This is a genomic window from Cupriavidus sp. 2SB, from assembly GCF_005503625.1.
Lineage (GTDB): Bacteria > Pseudomonadota > Gammaproteobacteria > Burkholderiales > Burkholderiaceae > Cupriavidus.
Genome location: NZ_SCMX01000002.1, coordinates 126,205 through 148,618, shown reverse-complemented (window position 1 = coordinate 148,618; position 22,414 = coordinate 126,205). Strand labels below are relative to the sequence as shown.

The 22,414-nt window shown below is 62.1% G+C and carries 17 protein-coding genes and 1 tRNA gene; 12 read left to right on the top strand and 6 right to left on the bottom strand.

Features of this window, described 5'->3' with window-relative positions:
• The first annotated feature begins 45 nt into the window (after positions 1-45).
• Positions 46-2,160: a serine/threonine protein kinase gene (locus FFS21_RS01695; protein WP_137923198.1), complete on the top strand. Its 2,115-nt coding sequence runs from the start codon at positions 46-48 to the stop codon at positions 2,158-2,160.
• Positions 2,161-2,182: 22 nt separating this feature from the next.
• Here the strand turns inward: FFS21_RS01695 and FFS21_RS01690 are convergent, their stop codons facing one another.
• Entirely contained in the window at positions 2,183-3,421 is a 1,239-nt protein-coding gene (locus FFS21_RS01690; protein ID WP_137923197.1) for a formylglycine-generating enzyme family protein, read from the bottom strand.
• A 233-nt stretch (positions 3,422-3,654) separates the two neighbouring features.
• Between FFS21_RS01690 and FFS21_RS01685 the strand changes: the two genes are divergently transcribed.
• The 9 genes from FFS21_RS01685 to FFS21_RS01645 all read left to right on the top strand — a co-directional run bounded on the left by FFS21_RS01685 (position 3,655) and on the right by FFS21_RS01645 (position 16,411).
• On the top strand, positions 3,655-4,095 hold the full coding sequence (locus tag FFS21_RS01685) for a DUF4399 domain-containing protein (RefSeq protein WP_137923196.1): 441 nt from the start codon (positions 3,655-3,657) through the stop codon (positions 4,093-4,095).
• A gap of 27 nt (positions 4,096-4,122) precedes the next feature.
• On the top strand, positions 4,123-4,647 hold the full coding sequence (locus FFS21_RS01680) for a DUF4399 domain-containing protein (protein ID WP_137923195.1): 525 nt from the start codon (positions 4,123-4,125) through the stop codon (positions 4,645-4,647).
• A gap of 377 nt (positions 4,648-5,024) precedes the next feature.
• Complete coding sequence (locus FFS21_RS01675; protein ID WP_137923194.1) at positions 5,025-5,291, top strand: hypothetical protein; 267 nt, start codon at positions 5,025-5,027, stop codon at positions 5,289-5,291.
• A gap of 221 nt (positions 5,292-5,512) precedes the next feature.
• Entirely contained in the window at positions 5,513-7,018 is a 1,506-nt protein-coding gene (locus tag FFS21_RS01670; protein ID WP_370459288.1) for an efflux transporter outer membrane subunit, read from the top strand.
• Positions 7,019-7,228: 210 nt separating this feature from the next.
• The gene (locus tag FFS21_RS01665; protein ID WP_137923193.1) at positions 7,229-9,808 is read left to right on the top strand and encodes an FHA domain-containing protein; all 2,580 of its coding nucleotides are present in this window, start codon (positions 7,229-7,231) and stop codon (positions 9,806-9,808) included.
• Positions 9,805-11,187, top strand: a complete 1,383-nt coding sequence (locus FFS21_RS01660; protein WP_137923192.1) for a beta-barrel domain-containing protein — start codon at positions 9,805-9,807, stop codon at positions 11,185-11,187. Before FFS21_RS01665 ends, FFS21_RS01660 begins: the two co-directional genes overlap by 4 nt.
• A 45-nt stretch (positions 11,188-11,232) precedes the next feature.
• The gene (locus FFS21_RS01655; protein WP_137923191.1) at positions 11,233-11,985 is read left to right on the top strand and encodes a peptidylprolyl isomerase; all 753 of its coding nucleotides are present in this window, start codon (positions 11,233-11,235) and stop codon (positions 11,983-11,985) included.
• Entirely contained in the window at positions 11,966-15,058 is a 3,093-nt protein-coding gene (locus FFS21_RS01650; RefSeq protein WP_137923190.1) for a peptidase domain-containing ABC transporter, read from the top strand. Before FFS21_RS01655 ends, FFS21_RS01650 begins: the two co-directional genes overlap by 20 nt.
• Positions 15,059-15,070: 12 nt before the next feature.
• On the top strand, positions 15,071-16,411 hold the full coding sequence (locus FFS21_RS01645; protein ID WP_137923189.1) for a sigma-54 interaction domain-containing protein: 1,341 nt from the start codon (positions 15,071-15,073) through the stop codon (positions 16,409-16,411).
• Positions 16,412-16,420: 9 nt separating this feature from the next.
• On the opposite strand, the gene FFS21_RS01640 is transcribed toward FFS21_RS01645, so the two are convergent.
• From FFS21_RS01640 to FFS21_RS01620, 5 genes are all read right to left on the bottom strand, one after another.
• The gene (locus FFS21_RS01640) at positions 16,421-16,909 is read right to left on the bottom strand and encodes a DUF6714 family protein (protein ID WP_137923188.1); all 489 of its coding nucleotides are present in this window, start codon (positions 16,907-16,909) and stop codon (positions 16,421-16,423) included.
• A gap of 123 nt (positions 16,910-17,032) precedes the next feature.
• Complete coding sequence (locus tag FFS21_RS01635; RefSeq protein ID WP_137923187.1) at positions 17,033-17,278, bottom strand: hypothetical protein; 246 nt, start codon at positions 17,276-17,278, stop codon at positions 17,033-17,035.
• A gap of 2 nt (positions 17,279-17,280) precedes the next feature.
• Positions 17,281-19,821 carry a DUF6531 domain-containing protein gene (locus FFS21_RS01630; RefSeq protein ID WP_171020306.1) on the bottom strand — a complete coding sequence of 847 codons (2,541 nt, stop codon included), beginning with the start codon at positions 19,819-19,821 and terminating at the stop codon, positions 17,281-17,283.
• 198 nt (positions 19,822-20,019) lie between these two features.
• Entirely contained in the window at positions 20,020-20,796 is a 777-nt protein-coding gene (locus FFS21_RS01625) for a PP2C family protein-serine/threonine phosphatase (protein ID WP_137923185.1), read from the bottom strand.
• A 105-nt stretch (positions 20,797-20,901) separates the two neighbouring features.
• Positions 20,902-21,192, bottom strand: a complete 291-nt coding sequence (locus tag FFS21_RS01620; RefSeq protein ID WP_137923184.1) for a hypothetical protein — start codon at positions 21,190-21,192, stop codon at positions 20,902-20,904.
• 413 nt (positions 21,193-21,605) lie between these two features.
• On the opposite strand from FFS21_RS01620, the gene FFS21_RS01615 reads away from it, so the two are divergent.
• Positions 21,606-22,070, top strand: coding sequence for a lecithin retinol acyltransferase family protein (locus tag FFS21_RS01615; protein ID WP_137923183.1), 465 nt, complete (start codon positions 21,606-21,608; stop codon positions 22,068-22,070).
• Between the two features lie 255 nt (positions 22,071-22,325).
• A tRNA-Arg gene (locus FFS21_RS01610) sits at positions 22,326-22,400 on the top strand.
• The last annotated feature ends 14 nt before the right edge of the window (positions 22,401-22,414 follow it).

The window sequence follows — 22,414 nt, the reverse complement described above, 5'->3', positions numbered from 1 at the left end:
AGTAGTCAGCAACCCAGTCGGCAACCACTCGTCGGGATGCATCGGATGCCCAGCCTGACCGAACTCATCAGGAACTTTCAGCGCGGCAGCCTCTCGCGCGACGACTTCCTTGCATCGGTAGATCTGGCCCTCAAGGACGATCAAACCGACTCCACCCAGTTTGCCCGCGTGCTCACTGAGGAGCACACGCGCTTTCCCCTGCCTCCGGCGGTCTATGCCGAAGTGATGCACCGCATCGACTCCCATGTGGCCACGCAGTTCGATCCCGTCGACCGTGTCCAGGACATGCATGCTGGCAGTGCAGGCGAAGAGACACGCATCGAACCGGATCATGCGGATCGCAGCGCGCCGGCCACGGGACATCCCTATCAGACGGGCAGCAATACGGGAAGTCAAAGCGGCCACTTCACCGGCGGCCAGATTCCATCGGGTCCCACCAAGGGTGTGGGCGACACGCTCAATGGTCGCTTCGTATTGGAAGAGTGCCTGGGCGTGGGCGGCATGGGCACGGTCTACAAGGCGTTGGACCTGCGCAAGCTCGAAGCGTCGGATCGCAAGCCCTACATTGCGATCAAGGTGCTGAACCTGCAGTTCAGCGGGCATCCCAAATCGCTGATTGCGTTGCAGCGTGAAGCGCGCAAGGCGCAGCAACTGGCGCACCGGAACATCGTCACCGTCTACGACTTCGATCGCGATGGTCCGACTGTTTTCCTTACCATGGAGTATCTGCAGGGCAAGTCTCTCAATCGTGTGTTGCGCGCGCCCGAGTTCACGGGGCTGCCCTATATCAAGGCGATGCCGATCATCGTGGGCATGGGCAGTGCGTTGGCCTATGCGCACGAACGCGGCTTCGTGCATTGCGATTTCAAACCGGCCAATGTGTTTCTCACGGATCGCGGTGAAGTGAAGGTGATCGACTTCGGCATTGCGCGCGGCTTCCAGCAGCCTGCGGACGATGCCGACCAGACCGTCTTCGATCCGGGTTCACTCGGCGGCATGACTCCGGCGTACGCCAGCCCCGAGATGTTCGAGCATCGCGAGCCCGATCCACGCGACGATATCTACGCGCTGGCCTGCGTCAGCTATGAACTGCTGACGGGCAAGCATCCGTACGACCGGGTGTCAGCCACCGAGGCACGCGCACGCAACGTGAAACCCGCGCAGCCCAAGACGTTGTCGCGTACGCAATGGAAGGCGCTGCGCCAGGCGCTGTCGCTCGATCGCGCTACGCGCACGCCAACCGTGACGCGCTTTCTGGCGGGACTCGGCGGACAGCCGGAAAAGGCCAGCCCCGTGGTGCCACTGCTCGTGGGCGCGGCGATAGCGGGTGTTGCCATCGCCACGGGCGTTGGGTATTACCTGTGGCGGGGCGATGTCAAGGACGGTGGGCAACCAGCGCCTCCGGTGGCGTCCACGCCGGCTACGCAACCTCCGCCTGCACCATCCATCGCCGAACAGGAAGCGCCCAAGCCGCCGACAGCGGTGCCGCTCAAGCCAGAAGCCGTGGCCGCCGTGCTCGCTGCCACGCCATGCGCGCTGCTCAATGCCGATATCAAGGGCAATGTGCTGCAGGTGGATGGCTATGTGGCGGAGTCGGCTATCGGCGGATTACGTGACAAGCTCGGCAAGCTGGGCGGCGTGAAGACGCTGAAGCTCGACGCGCAGCCGCTGACAGCGGACAAGTGCGATGTGGTACGCATGATCGCGCCGTACTGGTCAGGCAACCGCAAAGCGGGAGAGAAGGGGGGCGTCGCCTTGCTCCATACGCGCGGCGGCACGCAGTTGACCGAAGGCACACCGCTGGTGCTCGACCTGAAAACGCCGCCGCATGAAAGCTACGTCTATGTGGATTACTTCGTGGCCGATGGCAAGGTGGCGCATCTGGTACCAAGCGCACGCGTGCAAGGGCATCAGGCACCGGCCAGCTACAGCGCGACGATTGGTGATAGCGGCGACTGGGTGATATCGAAACCGTTCGGCACGGAACTGGTGGTGTTGCTGACCACGCCCGAGCCGCTGTTCAAGTCGCGGCGTCCCGATTTCGAGACGCGCCAGGAATATCTGCGCGCACTGGAGAAGCCGCTCGCGCAGATGGCGAGCAAGCATGGGCGCGATCAGGTCAGCGTGGATCTTGTGCAGATCGCCACGCGCGCGAAGTAGCGCACGCGGCATCCATCAGACATCAATTTGCATCGCGCGCCACGCGGAAGCCATTCTGCGATTGCCGCACGCTCGTGCTGTATTTGAAGCGTGTGGAAGAGACCATGTAGCTGGCCCCTTCACGCCATGAACCGCCGCGTATCACGCGGGATGTGCACGCGGGCTCTTCCCAGGCGCGCCCATCGACGGGGGCACCCTTGTACGAGCTGTGCCAGCAATCCGCCACCCATTCCCAGACGCTGCCATTCATATCGTGCAGGCCGAAGGGATTGGCGGTGAACGATCCCACGTTGGCAGGCGCGGCATCGCTCCACGGATCGCCGCAGTCCTTGCAGTTGGCGTTGCCCTTGCTCATCTTGTCGCCCCACCAGAATGCGGAACTGGTGCCGCCACGCGCCGCGTATTCCCATTCGGCTTCGGTTGGCAGACGGTAGGGCTTGCCCGTGGTCTTCGATAGCCATCCCACGTATTGCTGCGCGTCATCCCAACTGATGTCGCGCACGGGTGCGTTCTTCGCATCGGCATTGTTGGTGGCGATGCGTGGGCACACGTTCGCATCGGCACACGCGTTCCATTGTTCGATCGTGACTTCGAACTTGCCGATGGCGAATGGCTTGTTCACCACTACGTGATGCGGCGGGCGCTCGGCGGGGTCACTGGTGCTGCTGCCCATCGTGAACGAGCCGGGCCGGATGGTCACCATGACCGGGCACTGCGGACAGTCGCGACTCTCGCCACCGCGTGCTTCGCCGGGTTTGGTTGCAGCAGGTGGTGGAGTCTCCTTGCCTTCGTTCGCCATCGTGACCGTGCCTTGCGAGATCGCGCCGCCCGCGCGCGAACGCGGTTGATTGCTGGCGGCGGGCGGTGTCGATGGCGATGGCGTCGAAGGTGGCGCGGACCGCGCAGCAGGCGGCGGTGTGGGTGCCGGAGCGGGCTTGGCCTCGGCCTTGGGCTCGGGCTTTGCGGCCGGTGCGCTGGGCGCGGCCGATGGCCCTGCCGCGCGGATGCGGTCGAGCCTGGACTTGGCCAGCGCCGCGAACTTGCCGTTCGGATACTGCTTCAGGTAAGCCTCGTAGTCGCCGGCGTAGTTGCTGTTCTTGATCGAATCCCAGAACGAGAGTTCGTACTGCTCGTCGCTGTTCTTGGGCAGGATGCCGGCTTCGGCGGGTGCCACGAGGAAATCGTCGATCCGCATGGCGCCGCCCGCAACGATCGCAACAACGATCGCAGGCAGCGACACCGCTAGTGCTTTCCGCCACATAATCAGCCCCCCTTGAAGCGAATCGGCACGCGGTGTGGAGTTGTCGTGACGTGGTGCCTGCCGTTTCAAGATAGCACAGCGTTTGTGCGGCGAAAGTTCGCTTTTTGCTGGTGGCCGCACTACGCTGAATGACAAATCGAAGCGCGCATCGGAAAGATCGATCAAGAAACCGCTCCCGCGCAACGCATCTCGCGCGGCGTGTGCAGCGGACAGTTCTCCCGGGAGGAGCCGCCATGCCCAGACGATCCCTGTGCCGTGTGCTTGCGGCTGCGCTGCTCGCCACGGGTGCCGCGCTATTTTCCACACTCGCCATTCCGCTGACACCGGCACCCAAGGGTGCCGAGACCTACATCATCTGGCCGGGCGACGGTGCCGTCATCGAGGGCGGCAAACTGTGGGTGCGCATGGGCCTGAAAGGCATGGGCGTGTGTCCCAAGGGCATCGAGCGTCCGAACTGCGGACACCATCACCTGCTGATCGATGTCGAGCTGCCGCCGCTCGACAAGGAAATCCCGAACGACCGCAACCACCTGCACTTTGGCGCGGGGGAGACCGATGCCCGCATCGAACTGCCACCCGGCAAGCACACGTTGCAACTGCTGCTGGGTGACAGCAAGCACGTACCGTTCGATCCGCCGATTTACTCGAAGAAGATCACGATCACCGTGCGCTAGCGCACACGGACTTCAGCGGAGAGCGCCATGACAAAGATCGGACCGAAGCTGTATGGATCACTGGTGATCGCGACGGTGGCGTGGTTCGGTGCCGGCGCCGTCCACGCGGCCGATGCATCGGCACCTGGCGCCTCAGGTGCGCATGCCGGCCATGCGTCCACGCCCGCCGCCAGTAGCGCGAGCGGAACGGGCCCCACGGCGGCACCGAAGAATGCCTATCTCTATATCGGCTACCCCAACAACAACCAGACGATGCCTGCGGGCAAGCCGATCAAGGTGTGGTTCGGCCTGCGCAACATGGGCGTGGCACCCAAGGACGTGAAGTTTCCGAACACAGGTCATCACCACCTGCTGATCGATGTGGACCTGCCGCCGCTGGACAAGGAAATCCCCAACGATCGCAATCACCTGCACTTTGGCGCGGGAGAAACCGAGACCACCATCGAACTGCCGCCGGGCAAGCACACCCTGCAATTGTTGATGGGCGACGAGAAACATATCCCGACCAACCCGCCCATCTACTCGAAGAAGATCACCATCTACGTCAAATGACCCGGAGCGATAGAGGCGGGGCGGTCCGCCTGTCTCCGGCGCGGCGCACAGCGATGTGCGCCGTTTTTTTTTGTGAGCGTGCCGATGCGCTTTCTATCCCGATTGTTTTCTCCCCTCTCCCGCAACGCGGGAGAGGGGAGAAAACCAGAGGGGAGCAAAAAATGTGGGAAGTAAAACGACACCCCCAACACCACCTGTCTCTCCACACCAAACACCCTGCCGCTCGGCAAACCACCCCCATCACCCGCAATCCCTTACCCCACAACGATTTCCACTTTTTTCAAAGACCTGGCACGCTCCCTGCGATATATGGTCCGAGCGCGACACCAACCCGATGCTCATCACACTGAAGCAACTTTCCTCTCTAGGAGACCATCATGACCACGCTGACCATCAAAGACCTGTCCTCGACCGAAACCCTGAGCGCCTCGTCGCTGCAAGCCGTTCGCGGCGGCACGCTGTTTGCCCCGCGTACGTCGATCTTCACGCCGGTGAGCATTTCGTTCGACAAGGACATCAAGATCAACCAGTCGAATCAACAAATGCAGGACGTGACGAGCTACTTCGGCAACGGCTCGGCCTTCCAGGAACACCTCAGCAATACGGTGCGCACGAACCAGAACGCACACAACAACGTGTACTGATTTGCAGAATGCGCGCGGCACCGGCGTCAAAGTCCGCAAGACGCCGCAAGCCGCACGGGGAGCTTACGCCGGGGAGATTCCTCCACCCCGGCGATTTTTTTGCCCATGCATTGCGTGACGATGCATGCGGGGGTTGCGCTCCGCCAGCGCCGCACCACAATACAGATCGAACGCCAGGACGCACTGCCACGGTCCACTGGCGCTCGGAGCAGGATGCCATCGTGATCGATTTCGCCTTTGCCTCGCGCCGCCCGTTGCCGCATATCGCGGCATCCCTGACCGTGGTGCTGTCCGTGATCGGGATGTCCGGCTGTGCCGACTTCCGTCCTCCCGAATACAAGCGTCCCGATGTGCCCGGCAAGGCCGCGTGGTCACCGAGTGAGTCCGTGACCGTATCGCCTGCCGAGACCATCGTGCCCGACTGGTGGAAGGGTTTTGGCGATCCCTACCTCGACCAACTCGTGGCCCGCGCGTTGAGCGGCAACTACGACATCAAGGTGCTGGCCGCTCGTATCCGCGTGGCCAATACGCAGATTGCCGAAGCTCGCGCGGGTGCGCTGCCGGTATTCGACATCGGCGCGGGTCTCGATGTGAGCAAGACCACCGGCCAGGCTGTCTCGAAGACGTACAACCTGGGCGGCACCGTGAACTGGGACATCGATGTATGGGGCAAGGTGGAGAAGGGCGTGCAGGCGCAGACCGCCGAGTTCCGCGCCACCGAGGCCGACTGGCGTGCGGGATATCTGGCGCTGGCCTCCGATGTATCCATTACGTACTTCACCATCCTGCTGCTCGACGAACAGGTGGAGCAGCAGCGCCGCACGCTGGGCCGCAACAGCGACATCCTCGGCACCTACAAGGCGATGCTGGCCAATGGCCTGCTACCGCAGATCCGCGTGATGCAGCAGCAGGCGGAAATCAATCGGCTGACCAAGGACCTGATCGAGCTGCAGCGTTCGCGCAATGTGGCCGAGAATGCGCTGGCCACGCTGGTGGGCACGCCGGCTGGCGAATTGAAAGTACCACCGGGGCGCTTGCAGGACCGCGTGAAGTTGCCTGCCGTACCGGCTGGCCTGCCGTCGCAATTGCTGGCGCGCCGCCCGGACATCATCGCGGCCGAGTACCGCGTGCTGGCCGCGTACAACCTCGTCGGGCAGGCCAGGCTGGCGCAACTGCCGAGCATCAGCCTGACCGCGCGCGGCGGCACGGCCAGCTTTGCGTTATCGGATCTCATGAAATCCTTCACGTTCGGCTTCATGCCGAGCATCAACTTGCCGATGCTCGACCCCAGTGTGAGGGCCCGCGTGAAGACCACCGAGGCCAATGTCGGCGTGGTGGAGAACGAGTACGGCCGCACTGTGATGACCGCGTTCGAGGAAGTGGAAAGCTCGCTCGTGAACGTGGATGCCCACAAGAAGCAGCGCATCGAGTTGCAGCAGCAGGTTGACCAGTTGCGCGTGGTCGGTACGCAGATCGAGGCACAGGCGCGCGAGGGCATTGTTTCGCAACTCGAAGTGTTCGAGTCGGAGCGTTCGCTGCTGAGCGCGCAGCAATCGTTGTTGGCCGTCCACCAACAAATCCTGGCCGATACCGTCACGCTCTACAAGGCGCTCGGCGGCGGATGGTCGGACGTCAATGTTCGCAATGCGCCGCCTGCTGATGCTGCAAGCTCGACGGCTGGCCCGGCGACACCCGCCGCCGTCCGGGCGCCGAACGCGGCGCGTTAGCCGCAACACCGCACAAACCGTTTCATCCTTGAAACCCGCACCGTGCGTGCGTTTGCGCAACGCTGCGGCGCAGCGCATTGACTCCCTTCAGGCGTGGCCTACTATGTTCTTACCCGTGACCTGCCGCCTTCGTTCGATGTCTGCCACTGCGCGTGGCGGTGTCGCGTTGCGGATGCGCGCCACGGGCTCCACTGTTGGTTCCGCTGAGACATGACGCGCGACGAAGCACCCTTCCTCGATGTGCCGGTGATGGCGCCGAAAGCGGGTCAGGTGTTCGACGTCCTGCTGATGCCGGTATCGCGCCCCGAGCTCGGCGAGATCCGCATCGACGAGGACCTCTTCGCGATTGGTCGCGGCGAGGCGCCGTTCGCGGCGTATCCCACCGAAGCGGTCTCGGTGCTGTCGCGCCGCCATGCACGCATCTTCTCCGAGGATGGCGCGGTCTATGTGGCTGATCTCGGCAGCAAGAACGGCACGCACGTCAATGGCGATGCCGTGGCGCAGCAGCCCGCCGTGCTGCGTGATGGCGACGAGGTCAGCTTTGGTGCTGGCCTCGCCTATCGCGTGCGCCTATACCCACGGCCCGCAGAACCGGAACCGCCTCGCGTGGCGGTTACCCTGGCGCCGATGCGCGAGGATCTCGGGCTGCAGCCGGTGATCGTGACGGGCTTTCCGTTCATGGTCAGCAAGGCCGATGACACCTTTGCGCGCTATCGCGACGACTATCCGCATCAGGTGAACTACCTGTCGCGCCGCCATGCGCACCTGTTCCTGAAACAAGGCGTGCCGTGGATCGAAGATCTCGGCAGTACCAATGGCACCTTCGTCAATGGTGTGCGGTTGCGCGAGCAGTCGATCCGCCTGGAGCCCGGCGACGTGCTGGCCTTCGGCGGCAGCCATTTCGTCTACCGCGTGCAGATCGAGTACGAAGCGGACGCCGATGCCACGGCCACGAAGACGTCGCTGTTCGTCGCGCCGGTCGCATCGCCCGAGGCGCCCCAGTCGACAGGCGCGGCGGCGCTGCCGGTCGACGTCGATCCCGACAAGACCACGTTCGTGGGTGCGGCGGATTCGTTCCTCGATATTTTCTGCGTGGATTACCGCGCCGCGCAGGAAGACGAGATCAATCCCGAGTCGCCGCCCGATACCTCGGCCGATGCGGCACATCGTCCCGCCCCGCGCGGCAAGGTGACGATGATGCTCGTCGAGGCGATGCGCAGCTTCGGCATTCGGGATCGCCATCAACTGGAACGCGCCGCGCGCGTGGCGATCCTCGTCGTGGCGGTGGTTGCCATCGGTGGCGCTTACATCTGGTGGCGTGGCGCACCGGATCGCTCGCTGCAGGAACTCGTCGATCAGGGCAAGTACGTGCGTGCGGCCGAAGTGGCGGACAAGGTACTGTCCCGCCACCCCGACAACGCGCAGTACCAGACGCTCGGCGCCGAAGCGTTGATGCGGGGCTATGTGCCGCAATGGTCGGCACGCCTGCAAGCCAATGATTTCGACGGCGCCGCAACCGTTGCCGGCGAGATGCGTGCGCGCAGCCAGAACAATCGCGATGGCCAGGCGTTGATCGCGCAACTCGCATGGGTGGCCGATCTGGAGCGCTATATCGCGGCGCGTGGGGGTGTGGAAGGGCCGGTGAAGATGTACGCCGATGCATCGAAGATTCGGGAACTCGTGCGTTGGTGGGATGAGGACACCGCATCGCATCAGCGCCTGCTTGGCCGCATCGCTAACGATGTGCCCGCCTTCCGAGATGTCTATGCGCGCGCCTTGAGCGATCTGCGCCGGCTGCGCAATGACGATTCGGTGTATCTGGCAGCAATCGATCGACTCGATGCTGCGGTGGCGACCGAACTTGGTCGCGACCAGCCCGAGGCATTGCAGCCGATGCTGGCCGAATACAAGGACAAGTATCCGCGCCTGTCCGGTCTGGATCGCGTGGAATCGGATCTGAAGCAATACACGGGTCTGGTGCAGTCGCTGCGCGCCCGCGCGCCCGGTGCACTCGTGGCGCAGATGCAGAAGCTGAACCTGACCACACCGCCGTTCCAGGCGCAGTACCAGAAGCTCAAGTCGAAGCTGCCCGCCGACGATGTGCAGCGGCAGTACGCGCTGGCGAACAAGGCGTGGGAGCAGGGCGACAGCACGCAGGCCATCACGGCGTTGAAGGCCATCGGTAGCGGGCCATGGGCGGACGATGTGGCGAAGGATGCCGCGCACAAGGAACAAGTTGCCACGCAGTTCGCCGCCGTGAAAGCGGCAAAGGGTACGCCCGGCTACGAGGAGCAGTTGTTGGGCTTCTATGCATCGCTAGATCCCGAAGCCGATGCGTATTACGTGAAGACCATCGACGCCGATGTGCAGGCGATTCGCGATGTGGCGCTGCGGCGCGCCAACCAGTTGCTGAATCGCGCAGCCACAAGCTGGCGCCAGTATCGCAATAACGGATTGATTGCCGGCGAGCAGCGGCTGGATGCAGGTATCTCCGCAAAATTCCGCAGCCAGGCGAAGTTGCTGGCCGATGCGCAGGCCGATGCGCGGCAGGGGCTACGCATCTACGCGCAACTGAAGATCGAGGATTCCACGCAGTGGGACACGATTCGTGACGACATCCAGTCCGAGATCGATTCGCAGCGGCGCTCGCTCAATGATTTGCGCATGGTGCTCGATCCGGCGGTGCTCAAGACCAAGCTGTCATTGGTGGGCGAGGGCAGCAAGGGCGATGGCACCGAGAGCAAGGATGCCAGCAAGGAAGTCAATGTAGGGGCGGGAGGCAAGCCATGAAGGACGACAACCGCGACAGCCAGCTTCGCCCCTTGACCGAGGCACTCGAAGATCACAGTGCAGAAGGCATCGCATTGCTCAGTGCAGAACCGCGCCGGCTCACGCTGCTGACGGTGGTCGCCACCGCCGGGTTGCTGCTCTGCGCATTGATCTGGTCGTTCTTTGGGCATGCCGATGTCATCGTCACTGCGCAGGGAACGCTGGCACCGGAATCCGAGGTGCGGCGCTTCTATGCACCCGTCGATGGCGAGCTGGCCGATCTCTATGTGGCCGAGGGACAGCCAGTATCGAAAGACGATGTGGTGGCGCGGCTCAACGCGCGCGGTGCCATCGAAGCGGCGGCCAACGCGTTGCAGGCGCAACTGAAACTCGAAGATGCCGAGCGCGAATGGAAGCAGTTTCCCGAGCGCAAGGCATTGCTGGAGCGTCGCGCGCTGGCGCTGAAGCAACAGATCGAACTGGGCACGCGTCAACACGAGAACCGTTTGGCCGAGGGCACGACGCGGCTCGCGGAGCAGCAGCGCGCGCAACTGGCCGAAGCGCGCAGCAATCTCGACAATGCACGACGCGCGCGCGATTTCGCGCGTCAGGAGCAGGATCGCTACGCACGGTTGTTCGCCCTGCCGGCAGGCGGTGGGGTGTCGCAGTCGCAGGTGGAAGCCAAACGCGCCACCACGCAGCAAGCCGAGAACGATCTACGTGTGGCGCAATCGCGGTTGAGCGAACTCGACGCACGGCTGGCGCAGCAATACACGCAGGCCAGTGCGCAGTTGGAAGGCAGCGGACAGGAGCTGGCTAGCCTGCGCGTGCAATACGATGCGGCCGCTCGCGAGATCAGCACCACCGAAGACAAGCTGCGGCTGCAGGTACAGACCGCACGGCTGGTGGCCGAAGCCGCGGCGCGCATCAAGTTCGAGAACATCGACAAGGACAACTTCCTGCTGATCCTGGCGCCGGTGTCGGGCGTGATCACCGATGTCACATCGACGCAGCGTGGCGACAAGATCCAGGCGAATGCGCCGCTCGGTGGTATCGCGCCCAAGGATGCGCGGCCAATGTTGCGTATCGAGATCGCCGAGCGCGACCGCGCGTTTCTGCGCGAGGGTTTGCCAGTGAAGCTCAAGTTCAGCGCGTTTCCATACCAGCGCTATGGACTGATCGCGGGCACGCTCGAATATATCTCGCCCGCCACCAAGCCATCGGGGCCGGACAAGCAGCCCGTGTACGAGGGCCGTGTGCGGCTCGCGCAGGACTTCTACAGCGTGGGCAGCAGCAAGTATCCGCTGCGCTACGGCATGACGGCCACGGCGGAAGTCGTCGTGCGCGAGAGACGCTTGATCGATCTGGGACTGGACCCGTTCCGCCAGGTGGCTGGCTGAAAAACATCCGAGACATAGCGACAGAAAAAGGAAGAGGAGCGAGCCATGACCGCCATCGTCCGTATCGACGAAGAAGTGATCGGCGTCGATGAATTCGTGAGAGTGCTGAAGCTGACGGGGCAGTTCGAGCCGCTGGTGGAGCAACTGGTGCGAGACAAGCTGACCGCGCACGCGGCGCGGCGCCATGGCATCCAGCTCGCGCCCGAGGATGTGCAGGAGCGCGCCGACCAGTTCCGCCGCGTACACGGCCTGCATCGTGCTACCGACATGAATCACTATCTCGACGCGCTGAACATCACGCTCGATGAATTCGAAACCTTCATCACGGACAGCCTGTATCAGGAGAAGATGCTGGATCAGGTGGGCACCGACGCCGCCGTGGAAACGTACTTCCAGTTGAATTCTCCGAAGTTCGACAGCATCGAGGTCAGCCACATCGTGGTGGATACCGAAGGCAAGGCGCGCGAGCTGGTGTCGTACCTGCAGGATGATCCCGAGAGCTTTGACGAGATGGCACGCGAACATTCGATTGCCGATACGCGCGAGCAGGGTGGCGATATCGGCAAGGTGCTGCGCGGCTCCCTCAAGGGCGATATCGAGGCCAAGGTCTTCAACGCCGAGCCGGGCGATCTGCTCGGGCCGTTCCCCGCACCGGATCGCTCGTTCTTCGAAGTCTTTCTGGTGCGCGCGAAACATCCCGCAAGGCTCGATGCCGATGTGGCCGTGGAGATCAAACGGCTATTGCGTGAGGAATGGCTAATGGCGAGGGCGCAGGAACATGTCATCGAAGCCCGCTAGCGAGCCGGTCAGCCCGGCATCGTCGGTTGCCGCGCTGCCGTTGGCCGACTTCCTCGCGACGGTGGAGATCCTGACGCCACTGACGCGTGACGAGATCGAGCGGCTGGCCGCCAGTGCGCGCACGCTGACGTTTGGCTTCGGTGACACGGTGTGCAATGCGGGCGAACCGGCCGATGGCATCTTCATCGTGCGCAGCGGCTCCGTGCGCGTGTTCAACGAGGAGCACGGCAAGGAAATCAGCATGGGTGTTCGCAAGACCGGCGAGGTGTTCGCCGACATTGCGCTGCTGCGCGAGTATCGGCACGAATCGTCGGTGCGTGCGTCGGGCAAGACTGAACTGATCATGATTCCGCGCGCGGTCTCCGAGCCCGTGGTCGGCGGCAATCCGGCGGCGCTCGCATTTATCACCAGCTATGTGGCCATCAGTTCGGCAGGTGGCTTCGTGGCGCGGTTGTTCGACCTGCGCGGCAAGCTCGACAAGACCGAGCTGGAAGATGCCGTGCGCAGCGTCGGTGTGAAACGCGTGACGGCGGGCAAGCCGATTCTTCAGCAGGATGGCCGCGACGATCGGCGGCTCTATGTGGTGCGGCAGGGCACAGTGCGCATCGAACGCGAAGAAGATGGCGACACGTTCGCACTGGCCACGCTGGGGCAGGGCGATATCTTCGGTGAGCGCGCATGCGTGATGCGGCAGGAGCAGATCGCATCGGCCATCGCCGAGACCGATGTGCGGCTGCTGGTGATCCCGGAGAAGACCGTGCAGTTGATCCTCGAACGCAACGCGCGGTTGCGCGAGGTGCTCGAAGACCGCATCCGCGTGGTGGATCGCGAACTGCATCGGCAGAAGAAACTTGCGGAACGGCGCAAGCGGCCTGTGCTGCTCGACCTGCATTCCAAGCCCGAGATGGGCGAACGGTTGATCCGCCGCTTCGCACTGGTGGAGCAGGCCGAGGAAATGGATTGCGGTGCCGCGTGCTTGGCGATGATCTGTCGCCACTACGGCATTCCGATGACGCTCGGCAAGCTGCGCGAACTGGCGAACGTGACCACCGCGGGCGCCACACTCGACAGCCTGGCGCGTGCAGGCGAATCGCTTGGCTTTACTGCGCGCGGTGTGCAATGCACGCGTGATGCACTCGAAGGATTCGAGCTGCCGTTCATCATCCACTGGGAGGGTTACCACTACGTGGTGGTCTATGGTGTGTCGAAGCGCCATGTCTGGGTGGCCGATCCGGCCATCGGCTTCCGCAAGATGAGCGCCGAGGAATTCGAGCGCGGCTGGAGCGGCACATGCCTGCTGTTCTCACCTGGTGCGCAGATGACCGAGCTGGCGGTGTCGCGCTCGCCGTGGCTGCGCTTCATCAGCTATCTGGCACCGTACAAGCGCATTCTCGCGCATCTGTTCCTCGCCACGTTTGTGATTCAGCTACTGGGCGTGGTGCCGCCGCTGATCATCCAGAACATTCTCGATGGCGTAGTGGTGCATCAGAACGTGGGGCTGCTGCACCTGCTGATACTGGGGCTGATCATCTCGAACCTGTTCACGCAGTTGATGGTGACCATACGTGCGTACCTGGCCAACTTCATGGTGCGCAATATGGATTTCGCGATGATGTCGCACTTCTTCAAGCACACGTTGTCGCTGCCGCTGTCGTTCTTCGCCAAGCGCAAGACCGGCGACATCTTCGCGCGTTTCCAGGAGAACCAGACGATCCGCGCCTTCCTCACGGAATCGACGGTGACCACCGCGCTGAACCTGCTGATGGTGTTCATCTACTTCAGCATCATGTTTCTCTACAACGTGAAGCTGACGCTGCTGCTGATTGCGTTCGTGATCCCCATCGCGCTGCTGACCGTGCTGGTGACACCGAAGATCAAGAGCTATGCGCGCGAGGTGTTTGCCGCGTCAACCGATGCCAAGTCGTATCTGATGGAGACGCTTGGCGGTGCGGAGACCGTGAAGGGCATTGGCATCGAGCGGCCCGTGCGGCTGCGCTGGGAACGCAAGTACGCCAAGGCGCTCGACAAGCAGTATCAGGCGCAATCGTTCCACATCCTCGTGGGGCTGGCGAGCCAGTTGCTCAATGCCGCTACGACGATCACGATCCTGTGGGTTGGGGCAACGCTGGTGTTGGAGCGGGAACTGACCATCGGGCAGTTGATCGCATTCAACGCCTTCATGGGCAGCGTACTCGCCCCGCTGATGGGATTGGTAGCGCTGTGGGGCCAATTGAACGACGCGGGCGTGGCAATGGAACGGCTGGGTGACGTGCTCGATCTCGAACCCGAGCAGAAGCCGCAGGATGTGATGTCGCGTGTCTCGCTGCCTGACCTGCAAGGCGAGATCCGCTTCGATGGCGTGTACTTCCGCTATGGCGGCGATGACACCGCGTACGTGCTGGAGAACATCAGCTTCCATATGCGGCCGGGCGAGATGGTGGCGATCGTCGGACGCAGTGGATCGGGCAAGACCACGCTCGCCAAGCTGCTCGTGGGCTTCTACAAGCCGAGTGAAGGAACGATGACGGTGGACGGCTACGACATGAACGTGATCGACACCGAGTTCTTCCGTGCGCAAGTGGGCTATGTGATGCAGAGCAACCTGCTGTTCTCGGGCACGGTGGCGGAGAACATTGCATGCGGCGATGACAGCCCCGACCGGCGACGCATCGAGGAAGTGGCGAAGATGGCCGATGCGCACGCGTTCATCTCCAAGCTGCCGCTGGGCTACGAGCAGATGGTGGGCGAGCGCGGCATCGGACTCTCCGGTGGGCAGATTCAGCGGCTATGCATCGCCCGCGCGCTGTATCACGATCCGCGCCTGCTGGTGTTCGACGAGGCCACGTCGGCGCTCGACACGCAATCGGAGAGCAACATCCTGGCGAACATGCAGGACATCCTGCGCGGCCGCACGGCGGTGATCATCGCGCACCGCCTCAGCACGATCATGCAGGCCGACAAGATCCTGGTGCTGTACGAAGGCGCCATCGTGGAGCAGGGTCGGCACGAGGAACTGATCGAGCGCCGGGGCATGTACTACCAGCTGGTGCAGAAGCAATTGAGCGGGGCGTGACGGGATGACACCATGAAGCTCTATAACCCCACCTCGTCTACATCGCCCGTCACGTCCTCCGTCACGTTCGCGGGACTGATCGAGAAGATCGAGATATTGCGCTCGACGCTGCGCTGGTCGTCGCGGCTCGAACGTCCCGAGATCGAGAAGCTGCTCAAGCAGGCCACCACGCTGCGCGACGAGGTGATGGGCCTCTCGCACAAGGAACGTTTCGTAGCGGCGGCCTCTGCCACGGGGGAAGCCGAAGTAGCCGAGGTGGAACCTGTGGAGATGTCGTCGCGCGAACGACGCCAGGCGCTGATGGAACGCAGCTTCATCTTCGAGGGCACCTTCGGCGACAACCCCAAGTTGCTGGAGGCACTGGAAATCGCAGAGAAGGCATCGCCTACCGACTTGCCCGTGTTGATCGACGGAGAAAGCGGCACCGGCAAGGAACTGATGGCGAAGGTGATTCACGCCAATGGCTCGCGCACCGACAAGCCGTTTATCTCGGTCAACTGCGGCGCCATTCCCGACAGCCTGCTCGAATCCGAGCTGTTCGGCCACAAGAAGGGCGCGTTCACGGGCGCCGCCAACGACCGTCGCGGCAAGTTCGAAAGCGCACATACGGGCACCATCTTCCTCGACGAAATCGGCGAGTTGCCGCTGACCGGGCAGGTGAAGTTGCTGCGCGTGCTGGAGGCGCACGAAATACAACGCGTGGGCTCCGACGAAGTGATCGCTGTCGATACGCGTATCGTCGCCGCCACGAACAAGGACCTGCGCAAGATGAGCGAGGAAGGCACGTTCCGCGAAGACCTGTTCTATCGACTCAGCGTAATCCACGTCACACTGCCCGCCCTGCGCGAACGCCGCGACGAAATCCCGCTACTGGTCTCCTACTTCGGCGACGAAGCGGCAGGCATGCTCAAGCGCCGCCCCATCAAACTCACACCACGCCTGCGCGACTTCCTGCTGCACTACGGCTACCCCGGCAACATCCGCGAACTGCGCAACCTGATGTACCGGCTCTCATGCCTGGCCGGAGACACTGCGGATTTCGTCCACCTGCCACAAGACATCCGCCCAAAGCCCGCCGGACTGCAAGCCGCCACAGGTGGCACAGCCCTCCCCGGCAAGGCGATCGTGACCGACATTGGCACCGCTCCATCGCTAAGCGAAGCCAAACGCGCCGCCAGCGACGAAGCCGAACGTGCGTTTCTCGAACGTGGTCTACAGGAAGTCGGCGGCACCGTAGCGGAACTCGCAAGGCGCTTCGACATGAATCGGTCGCATGTGCAGATGTTGCTGAAAAAGCACGGGATTCATTCGAAGGATTTCAGGAACAATAGTCGGCAGGTTGAGGGGAAGTAGGTCAGGCGATTAGTTCCATAGTCCGCTCAGGCCAGCATCTGCGCCATGCCATTCGCCACTCTCTGGGGGGCTGCTTTCCTTTACCCATTCAAGGAAGGCGACAATTGCCTCTGCTTGTTCAACGCTCAGGCTCGTGCGGAAGGCTTTCCATTCGGCGCGAGGTTCGTTCTTCGGGTTCGTGGGAAGCAGGGCGTCGAGTGCCATGTGCAAATAATCATCGCTTTGCATTACCGCGACCAGCAACGACGGCAGATAGTAGTTGAAGAATTCGCTGCTCGTCGCGAAACGAATGAACGATGGCGACACACAGCGATACCAGTGCTCAATCGATATCTCCGTCCACATCCGTCCATGGAATTTTTGAACGTCGTCATCGACTTCGTAGTCGGAGATGCCATCAGGTCGTCGATGCCCTTGAGGGATTGGAAAGATAGGGAAAGCAGAGCGAATGATTGATGCAACCTGAGCGGCTTGGCGATCGGGATCTGAGCGGTTCATGACAATGAGAAGAACGGGCCAGAAAGGTCGTCAGAATTCATGAGGTGTTCCGGTGTATGGGAACTCGGGGCTCAGGTTAGAAGTAACCCGAGCCTGCAGGTCAATCGTTCGGCGTCTCGGAAGCTAGGATTTCTTCGGAGGCACAGTCCCGTCCTCAGACCACAGATAGTCCTTGAACATTTCATGATAAACAGGGTATTGCAACAGAACCTTCTCACCAATGAAGACAGCGGCTTGCTCGAATGTCATTTGGCTAAGCGTCTCATTTTTAATGGCGTTCGAAGGCGTCGAAAGCCTGTCAGGAAATCGGATAAGAAGGGCTTCCTGTTCCGGGTCGTAAGCGAATTCGATTCTTTTCAGATGGTTCATGGCTATAGCGGAGTATCAAATCCGGCCAAAGGTGTTGTAATACCTGCAGGACCTTTACGGAGACATTCTCCGTATCGCAGGGCTGCAGACGCCAAGCATATTTTGACTCCCGCGATCATGTAGCGAGCTTTCACGACACCTTGGCAGTTGCCGACATCGATATCGTACCGCCTGTCGCAGTCGCCTCCGTCACCGCCATCATCACAGACATTTAGCTTGGAGGCTCCATAGAATGTCCCTCCTATATGCCGGATCGTAGCGAGGACTGCGTCCCCGGCCCTGTTCGCGACTGAATCGATGTAGGACAGCAACGGGTCGTGCTTTGCGGCGTTGCCCTGCTCTAGTACGTCGGCAGGCGCTGGCCTGGGAGCCATACCGGGTCCCGATTGCCCACCCCCACGGTTAACCGGGTTTCTAACAAGAGGGGAACCAGCCTGCGCATTAGCGTCCGCAAACAACGACCCCAACCATGTCTTGAAGATATTCCAGATCGACCTAAGCCAACCAGCTTTTTGCTTCGACTGAGGTGCATTGGAGGGCGCGGCAGCGGCGCGGCCAAACGGATTGTCAGATATAGCGGAAAAGACCTCCGGCGTCACATCTGCAGGCAACCAATACGCTGCCACACGGTGTGCATCGTCGTACTCCAGCTCAAATCGAAACGTACCGGGCCCTGATACTGTCGTTAGGAATCCGACTTGGTTGTAAGCGTAGACGACCACATCGGTACCTCGTTGGTACCGTGTCATGTTGCCCCGGCTGTTGTACTGGATTTCAATCTGCCTGCCGGCCGTATCAATCGCAGTAAGGAGTCTTCCAGCGCCGTCGTAGCTGAGAGCCCTGCCGGTCTGCCCTCGGGGGTTCGTTAAGGTTGCCAGATTTCCTGCTGCGTCATATGTGTACGTCCATCGCGCAGTCTCCGCGTTGTCAACTGTATCCAGTGCTGTCACAGCAAGTCCGCTAGCGTCATACTCCCGGCGCATACCAGTGCGCTGGCCGATTTGGGCTGCACTGAACCCGGCAGCGCCGCTCTGATCGTTCGTCGCATTGGTGGAATAGCTGAGAGTTTGGCCCGAGGAATCGTAGGTGAAGAAGTCCATCCGCCCTGGTGAAGCAATCTTCAGCGGCAGATTCCATGTCGGATGCCACTCGGTGGTTGTGGTCTTAGCCGCCGCAGTCCCATACCCCTCGATGCGTTGTGTCTCACGACCCTGTGCGTCGTGGCTGTATCGGGTCTCATTGCCGTCGAAGCCAACTGTGCCGGAGATGTTGCCTGCGGCATCGTATGCAATGGATTTTGCGCCGCCTTCCTCGGGCACTGGACCTTCGATGGAAGAGGGTAGCAAGCGATTGCCGACGCGTGTCTGCTTGTAGAGCGTAGCGGGTGTGCCACGAGGATATGTGCGCGCGGTGGTGAGTTCATTGCTGTAGACCAGCGTGCGGTTGTTTACCCCTCCGGCCAGTTCTGTGCTGGTTACGCGGCCGTCTCCATCGTAGGTATAGGTCGAGAACCGGACGCCGGCTTCGTCGGTGATCCCTGTCAGGTATTTCGCATTCGTTGTCGAATAGCGCGACATTTCATAGTGATACGTCCGTCGTGTTCCGTCCGGGTGTGTCACGAACTCCAGCATGCCCCACTGGTTGTAGGCGTACTGGGTGGTCTGCTCCGTGGGATCGGTGATTGAGGTAATACGTCCTGCACCGTCGTACTGGAAGCGATAGCGCCGTCCGAAATGACTGACCACCTCTATCAGCTTTCCGCCCGGGTCGTAGCGCAGGTTGGTTGTCTGTCCATTTCGAGCGCTGATCGACAGTAGGCGGCCACGAGCGTCATAGATCTCGATGGAATCATCGTCGGCATGAAAGTATCGCCAGCCGATGGCACCGTTTGTCTGGGGCTCAGGTGTGATGGTGTCGCGCCCGGAGGTTGAAGCCCAGCCCGTCGCAGATTTTCGGAATGTTCTGGCCGAGCCGTCAGGGCGTAGCGCAGCAATGGTTTCGCTAGATGGAGTCGGAACCTGTATCTGCCTGTTCCATGGGTGTACCCAGTTGGGTCCGAAGGAATCTGAGGCGGCGAAGCGCACGTTTGACTGGTAGGAACGCTGAAGTGGCGCGACGCTTTCCGTTCCGGGGATATCGATTTCTGTCTGGGCCTTTGCGCCAGTGCCAACAGATACTGGATTGCCGATCTTGCAGCTGTCGTCCTCGATTTCCCTGACCGGAGTGTTGACAGACCAGAAAAATGGTCCGCCACATCGTTCGTCTTTCCTGGCGGTGCTGCGTGGCTCCGAGCCGTCGGGTGCGCAACGTGGCGAGGTGAGAACGAGCGTCCACCGGTCTCCGTCCCAGCATCGACGAGCGCTTTCTAAATACCTCCATTGTCGGTTGGTAAAGTTGGTGCGATTCAGATAGTCGCAAGTCTCTTCGGGCGTCTCGAAGAAGGCCCAAGGTACTGGGCCAAAAGCGTAGAAGTGTTCGACCGGCGCATAGGCAAAGGACACGCACGGCAACACCATGACGGCGCAGGCGAACAGACGGGCCATGCGCCGAAGCAGACCAACAAGCGGATGCATAAGGCAGAGGATCGCAGCAAGTTTCGGAAACGATGCTGCGCTTGTCCTGCCAGCGGACGGCAACACCACCGTCCGCTATTTCTGCTCAATCCAATATTGCTCGCAAGGAAAGACTCGCGTCGAGTCGCTGCATTTCGCAACGGCTTGCGTTCCATCAAACGCAGCCCCTCAAACCTCCGGATTCAACAACGTCATATCCGATCCCCCACCCATATCCTCGGCGCGGATGACGACGACCGATACGTTGTCGCGTCCGCCATGGGCTAACGCGCTTTTGAGTAACGCATCGGCCGTGGTGACGGGTTCGTGGCCGAGGTCGAGTAGTTCGGCTATTTGCGCGTCTTCTACCTCGTTGCTCAGGCCATCGCTGCAGAGCAGGAACACATCGCCATCCCCGATTTCCAATGTCAGCAACTCCAAATCGAGCTTAGGGGCCGCGCCGACGGCGCGTGTGATGGTGTTGTGCGCGGGATGATGGCGGGCTTCCTCGGCCGTGATCAGCCCGCGTGCCTTGAGGCGCTCCACCTGGCTGTGGTCGCGCGTGAGTTGCTTGAGGTGGCCGTCGCGGAACAGGTAGAGGCGGCTGTCGCCAGCCCATAGACAACTGCAGCGGCGCTCGCAGGCCATCAGCATGACCACGGTGCTGCCGATCACGCGCACCTTCATGCGCTGCGCTTCGTCGATCAGCAACTGGTTCACGGTCTGAATGGCGATGCGCGCGTGCTCCACGGCGGCGTCGAGGTTCTCGGCCGCAGGCAGCGCCGTGAGCGCCTGGACGATCGCGCGGCTGGCGAATTCGCCGACGGCGTGGCCGCCCATGCCATCGGCGACGGCCCAGATGCCGCGCTCGGGGGCGTCGAGGCAGGCGTCCTCGTTGCGTTCACGCACCAGTCCGACGTCGGTGGACGCGGCGGAGATCCAGCGGAATTGCGATACGCAGGTCACGGTGTGCTCCGGCGCGGACCCATGAGTCGCCGCGCGAATGGCGCCCCCCGGGGCGGCCGTCAGGTGTTGGGGGTACCGCGAAGGTCCTGCTGTTTCATGCAGGACTCAGACCAATCGTCCCTTGTTCCGGGCGTCCATCGCAGCGTCGACTGTGATGGTCGAATTCGGCGCGTTGTTCTGGACGTTGACGTTCTGGAACTGATTGTTCATCTGATCAGCATAGAAGCTGTAATTGATCTCGTAAAAGTTCACGACGGGCAACGTGCTCGGACGCGCCGCGACGTAGGGCTGAATCCAGCCGAATACCCACGGCGCACCGCCGCCCCGGACAGCCGACATGGCGCGGAAATCGAGTGAGCGATGGGCAGCAAGATCGCGGATGGTGAGCGTGGCCATAATGGTCTCCTGAGGGGTTCTGGCGCGGGTATCCACTTAGTGCAAGCGCTGTGCCATGCGGTGCGGTGATGTTCTCGTTGCTTAATCTGGGCTTTGGGGATCAGGCGGCGCATAAACGGTTGGTCAGCGACCAACACCGTGCCAGTCGAAGGTGGATGGCAACCACCACCCCGTTGCAAAGGCGTATTCCATTGCGAGCTGCTGCGGTTTTCACCGCGGCTGGCGCAGGGAAACCAACACAATCGCCCATCATCTGTCGGCGCAATGCCGACGCTCCGCATGGTTCAAATCCGGGCAATCTCCCGCAAAGCCTTGTCCTGCCGTGATTTCCCCTCCCTGGCACGCTTGATGCGGTTGGTGTGGCAACAACGCAGCGCTGGCTGCCAGCCACAGACACCGAACCGAGAACTGCCATGAACACCCAAAACCAACAACAAGCCGAAAGCCAGGACCTCTATCTGGTGGGTGCCCATCTCGTGACGGAACGCAACGGTTACGCCCACCACGGCATCTACATCGGCAGCGGCCGGGTCATCCACTACGCCGGCTTCTGCCACACCCTGCACGCTGCCCCCGTCGAGGAAACCTCGATCGAGCAGTTCGCCGACGGCCACACGGTGGCGGTCAAGCTCGAACCCTGCGCCCGGTTCGTCGGCACCGAAGCCGTGTCCCGCGCCCGCAGCCGCCTCGGTGAAGACCACTACCACCTGCTGACCAACAACTGTGAGCACTTCTGCACGTGGTGCCTGCTCGGACAAGCCCGCAGCGAACAGGTGGAAACCTGCCTGCGTCACCCGCGCACCGCCGCCATCACCGTGCTGCACATGGTCCGCGCCCTGCTGACCGGCCGTCATGGCGGTGGCATGCAGGCCGCCTGAATCCATCCACATCGAAGAACGAAACCAGGGAGACCATCATGCCAGGACTGATCGATTGGGAAAGCTGCAACGCTCGCCGCGGCCGCGCCTGCCACCGCCTCAGCGCACCGGGCACCCGCAACGCCGCCAGCACCCGTCACGCAGCCGGTGCCGGCACCTCCCGCCGTGGCGGCAGGGTGGTCGAGTTTGCTATACTGCGCCCCGTCTCACCACAAGCCCGCCACCGCGCGGCCACCGTGGCATGCAGACGGTCCGCTCGCCGTAGTTCAATGGATAGAACGAGCGCCTCCTAAGCGCTAGATACAGGTTCGATTCCTGTCGGCGGGACCATTCCTAAGTCTGCA

What these genes read in the sequence shown, in the direction of transcription:
- FFS21_RS01635 (WP_137923187.1), bottom strand. Translation starts at nt 17,278, where the DNA reads ATGAACCATCTGAAAAGAATCGAATTCGCTTACGACCCGGAACAGGAA.
- FFS21_RS01620 (WP_137923184.1), bottom strand. Translation starts at nt 21,192, where the DNA reads ATGGCCACGCTCACCATCCGCGATCTTGCTGCCCATCGCTCACTCGAT.
- FFS21_RS01665 (WP_137923193.1), top strand. Translation starts at nt 7,229, where the DNA reads ATGACGCGCGACGAAGCACCCTTCCTCGATGTGCCGGTGATGGCGCCG.
- FFS21_RS01685 (WP_137923196.1), top strand. Translation starts at nt 3,655, where the DNA reads ATGCCCAGACGATCCCTGTGCCGTGTGCTTGCGGCTGCGCTGCTCGCC.
- FFS21_RS01615 (WP_137923183.1), top strand. Translation starts at nt 21,606, where the DNA reads ATGAACACCCAAAACCAACAACAAGCCGAAAGCCAGGACCTCTATCTG.
- FFS21_RS01660 (WP_137923192.1), top strand. Translation starts at nt 9,805, where the DNA reads ATGAAGGACGACAACCGCGACAGCCAGCTTCGCCCCTTGACCGAGGCA.
- FFS21_RS01630 (WP_171020306.1), bottom strand. Translation starts at nt 19,821, where the DNA reads ATGGCCCGTCTGTTCGCCTGCGCCGTCATGGTGTTGCCGTGCGTGTCC.
- FFS21_RS01695 (WP_137923198.1), top strand. Translation starts at nt 46, where the DNA reads ATGCCCAGCCTGACCGAACTCATCAGGAACTTTCAGCGCGGCAGCCTC.
- FFS21_RS01640 (WP_137923188.1), bottom strand. Translation starts at nt 16,909, where the DNA reads ATGAACCGCTCAGATCCCGATCGCCAAGCCGCTCAGGTTGCATCAATC.
- FFS21_RS01690 (WP_137923197.1), bottom strand. Translation starts at nt 3,421, where the DNA reads ATGTGGCGGAAAGCACTAGCGGTGTCGCTGCCTGCGATCGTTGTTGCG.
- FFS21_RS01650 (WP_137923190.1), top strand. Translation starts at nt 11,966, where the DNA reads ATGTCATCGAAGCCCGCTAGCGAGCCGGTCAGCCCGGCATCGTCGGTT.
- FFS21_RS01645 (WP_137923189.1), top strand. Translation starts at nt 15,071, where the DNA reads ATGAAGCTCTATAACCCCACCTCGTCTACATCGCCCGTCACGTCCTCC.
- FFS21_RS01680 (WP_137923195.1), top strand. Translation starts at nt 4,123, where the DNA reads ATGACAAAGATCGGACCGAAGCTGTATGGATCACTGGTGATCGCGACG.
- FFS21_RS01675 (WP_137923194.1), top strand. Translation starts at nt 5,025, where the DNA reads ATGACCACGCTGACCATCAAAGACCTGTCCTCGACCGAAACCCTGAGC.
- FFS21_RS01655 (WP_137923191.1), top strand. Translation starts at nt 11,233, where the DNA reads ATGACCGCCATCGTCCGTATCGACGAAGAAGTGATCGGCGTCGATGAA.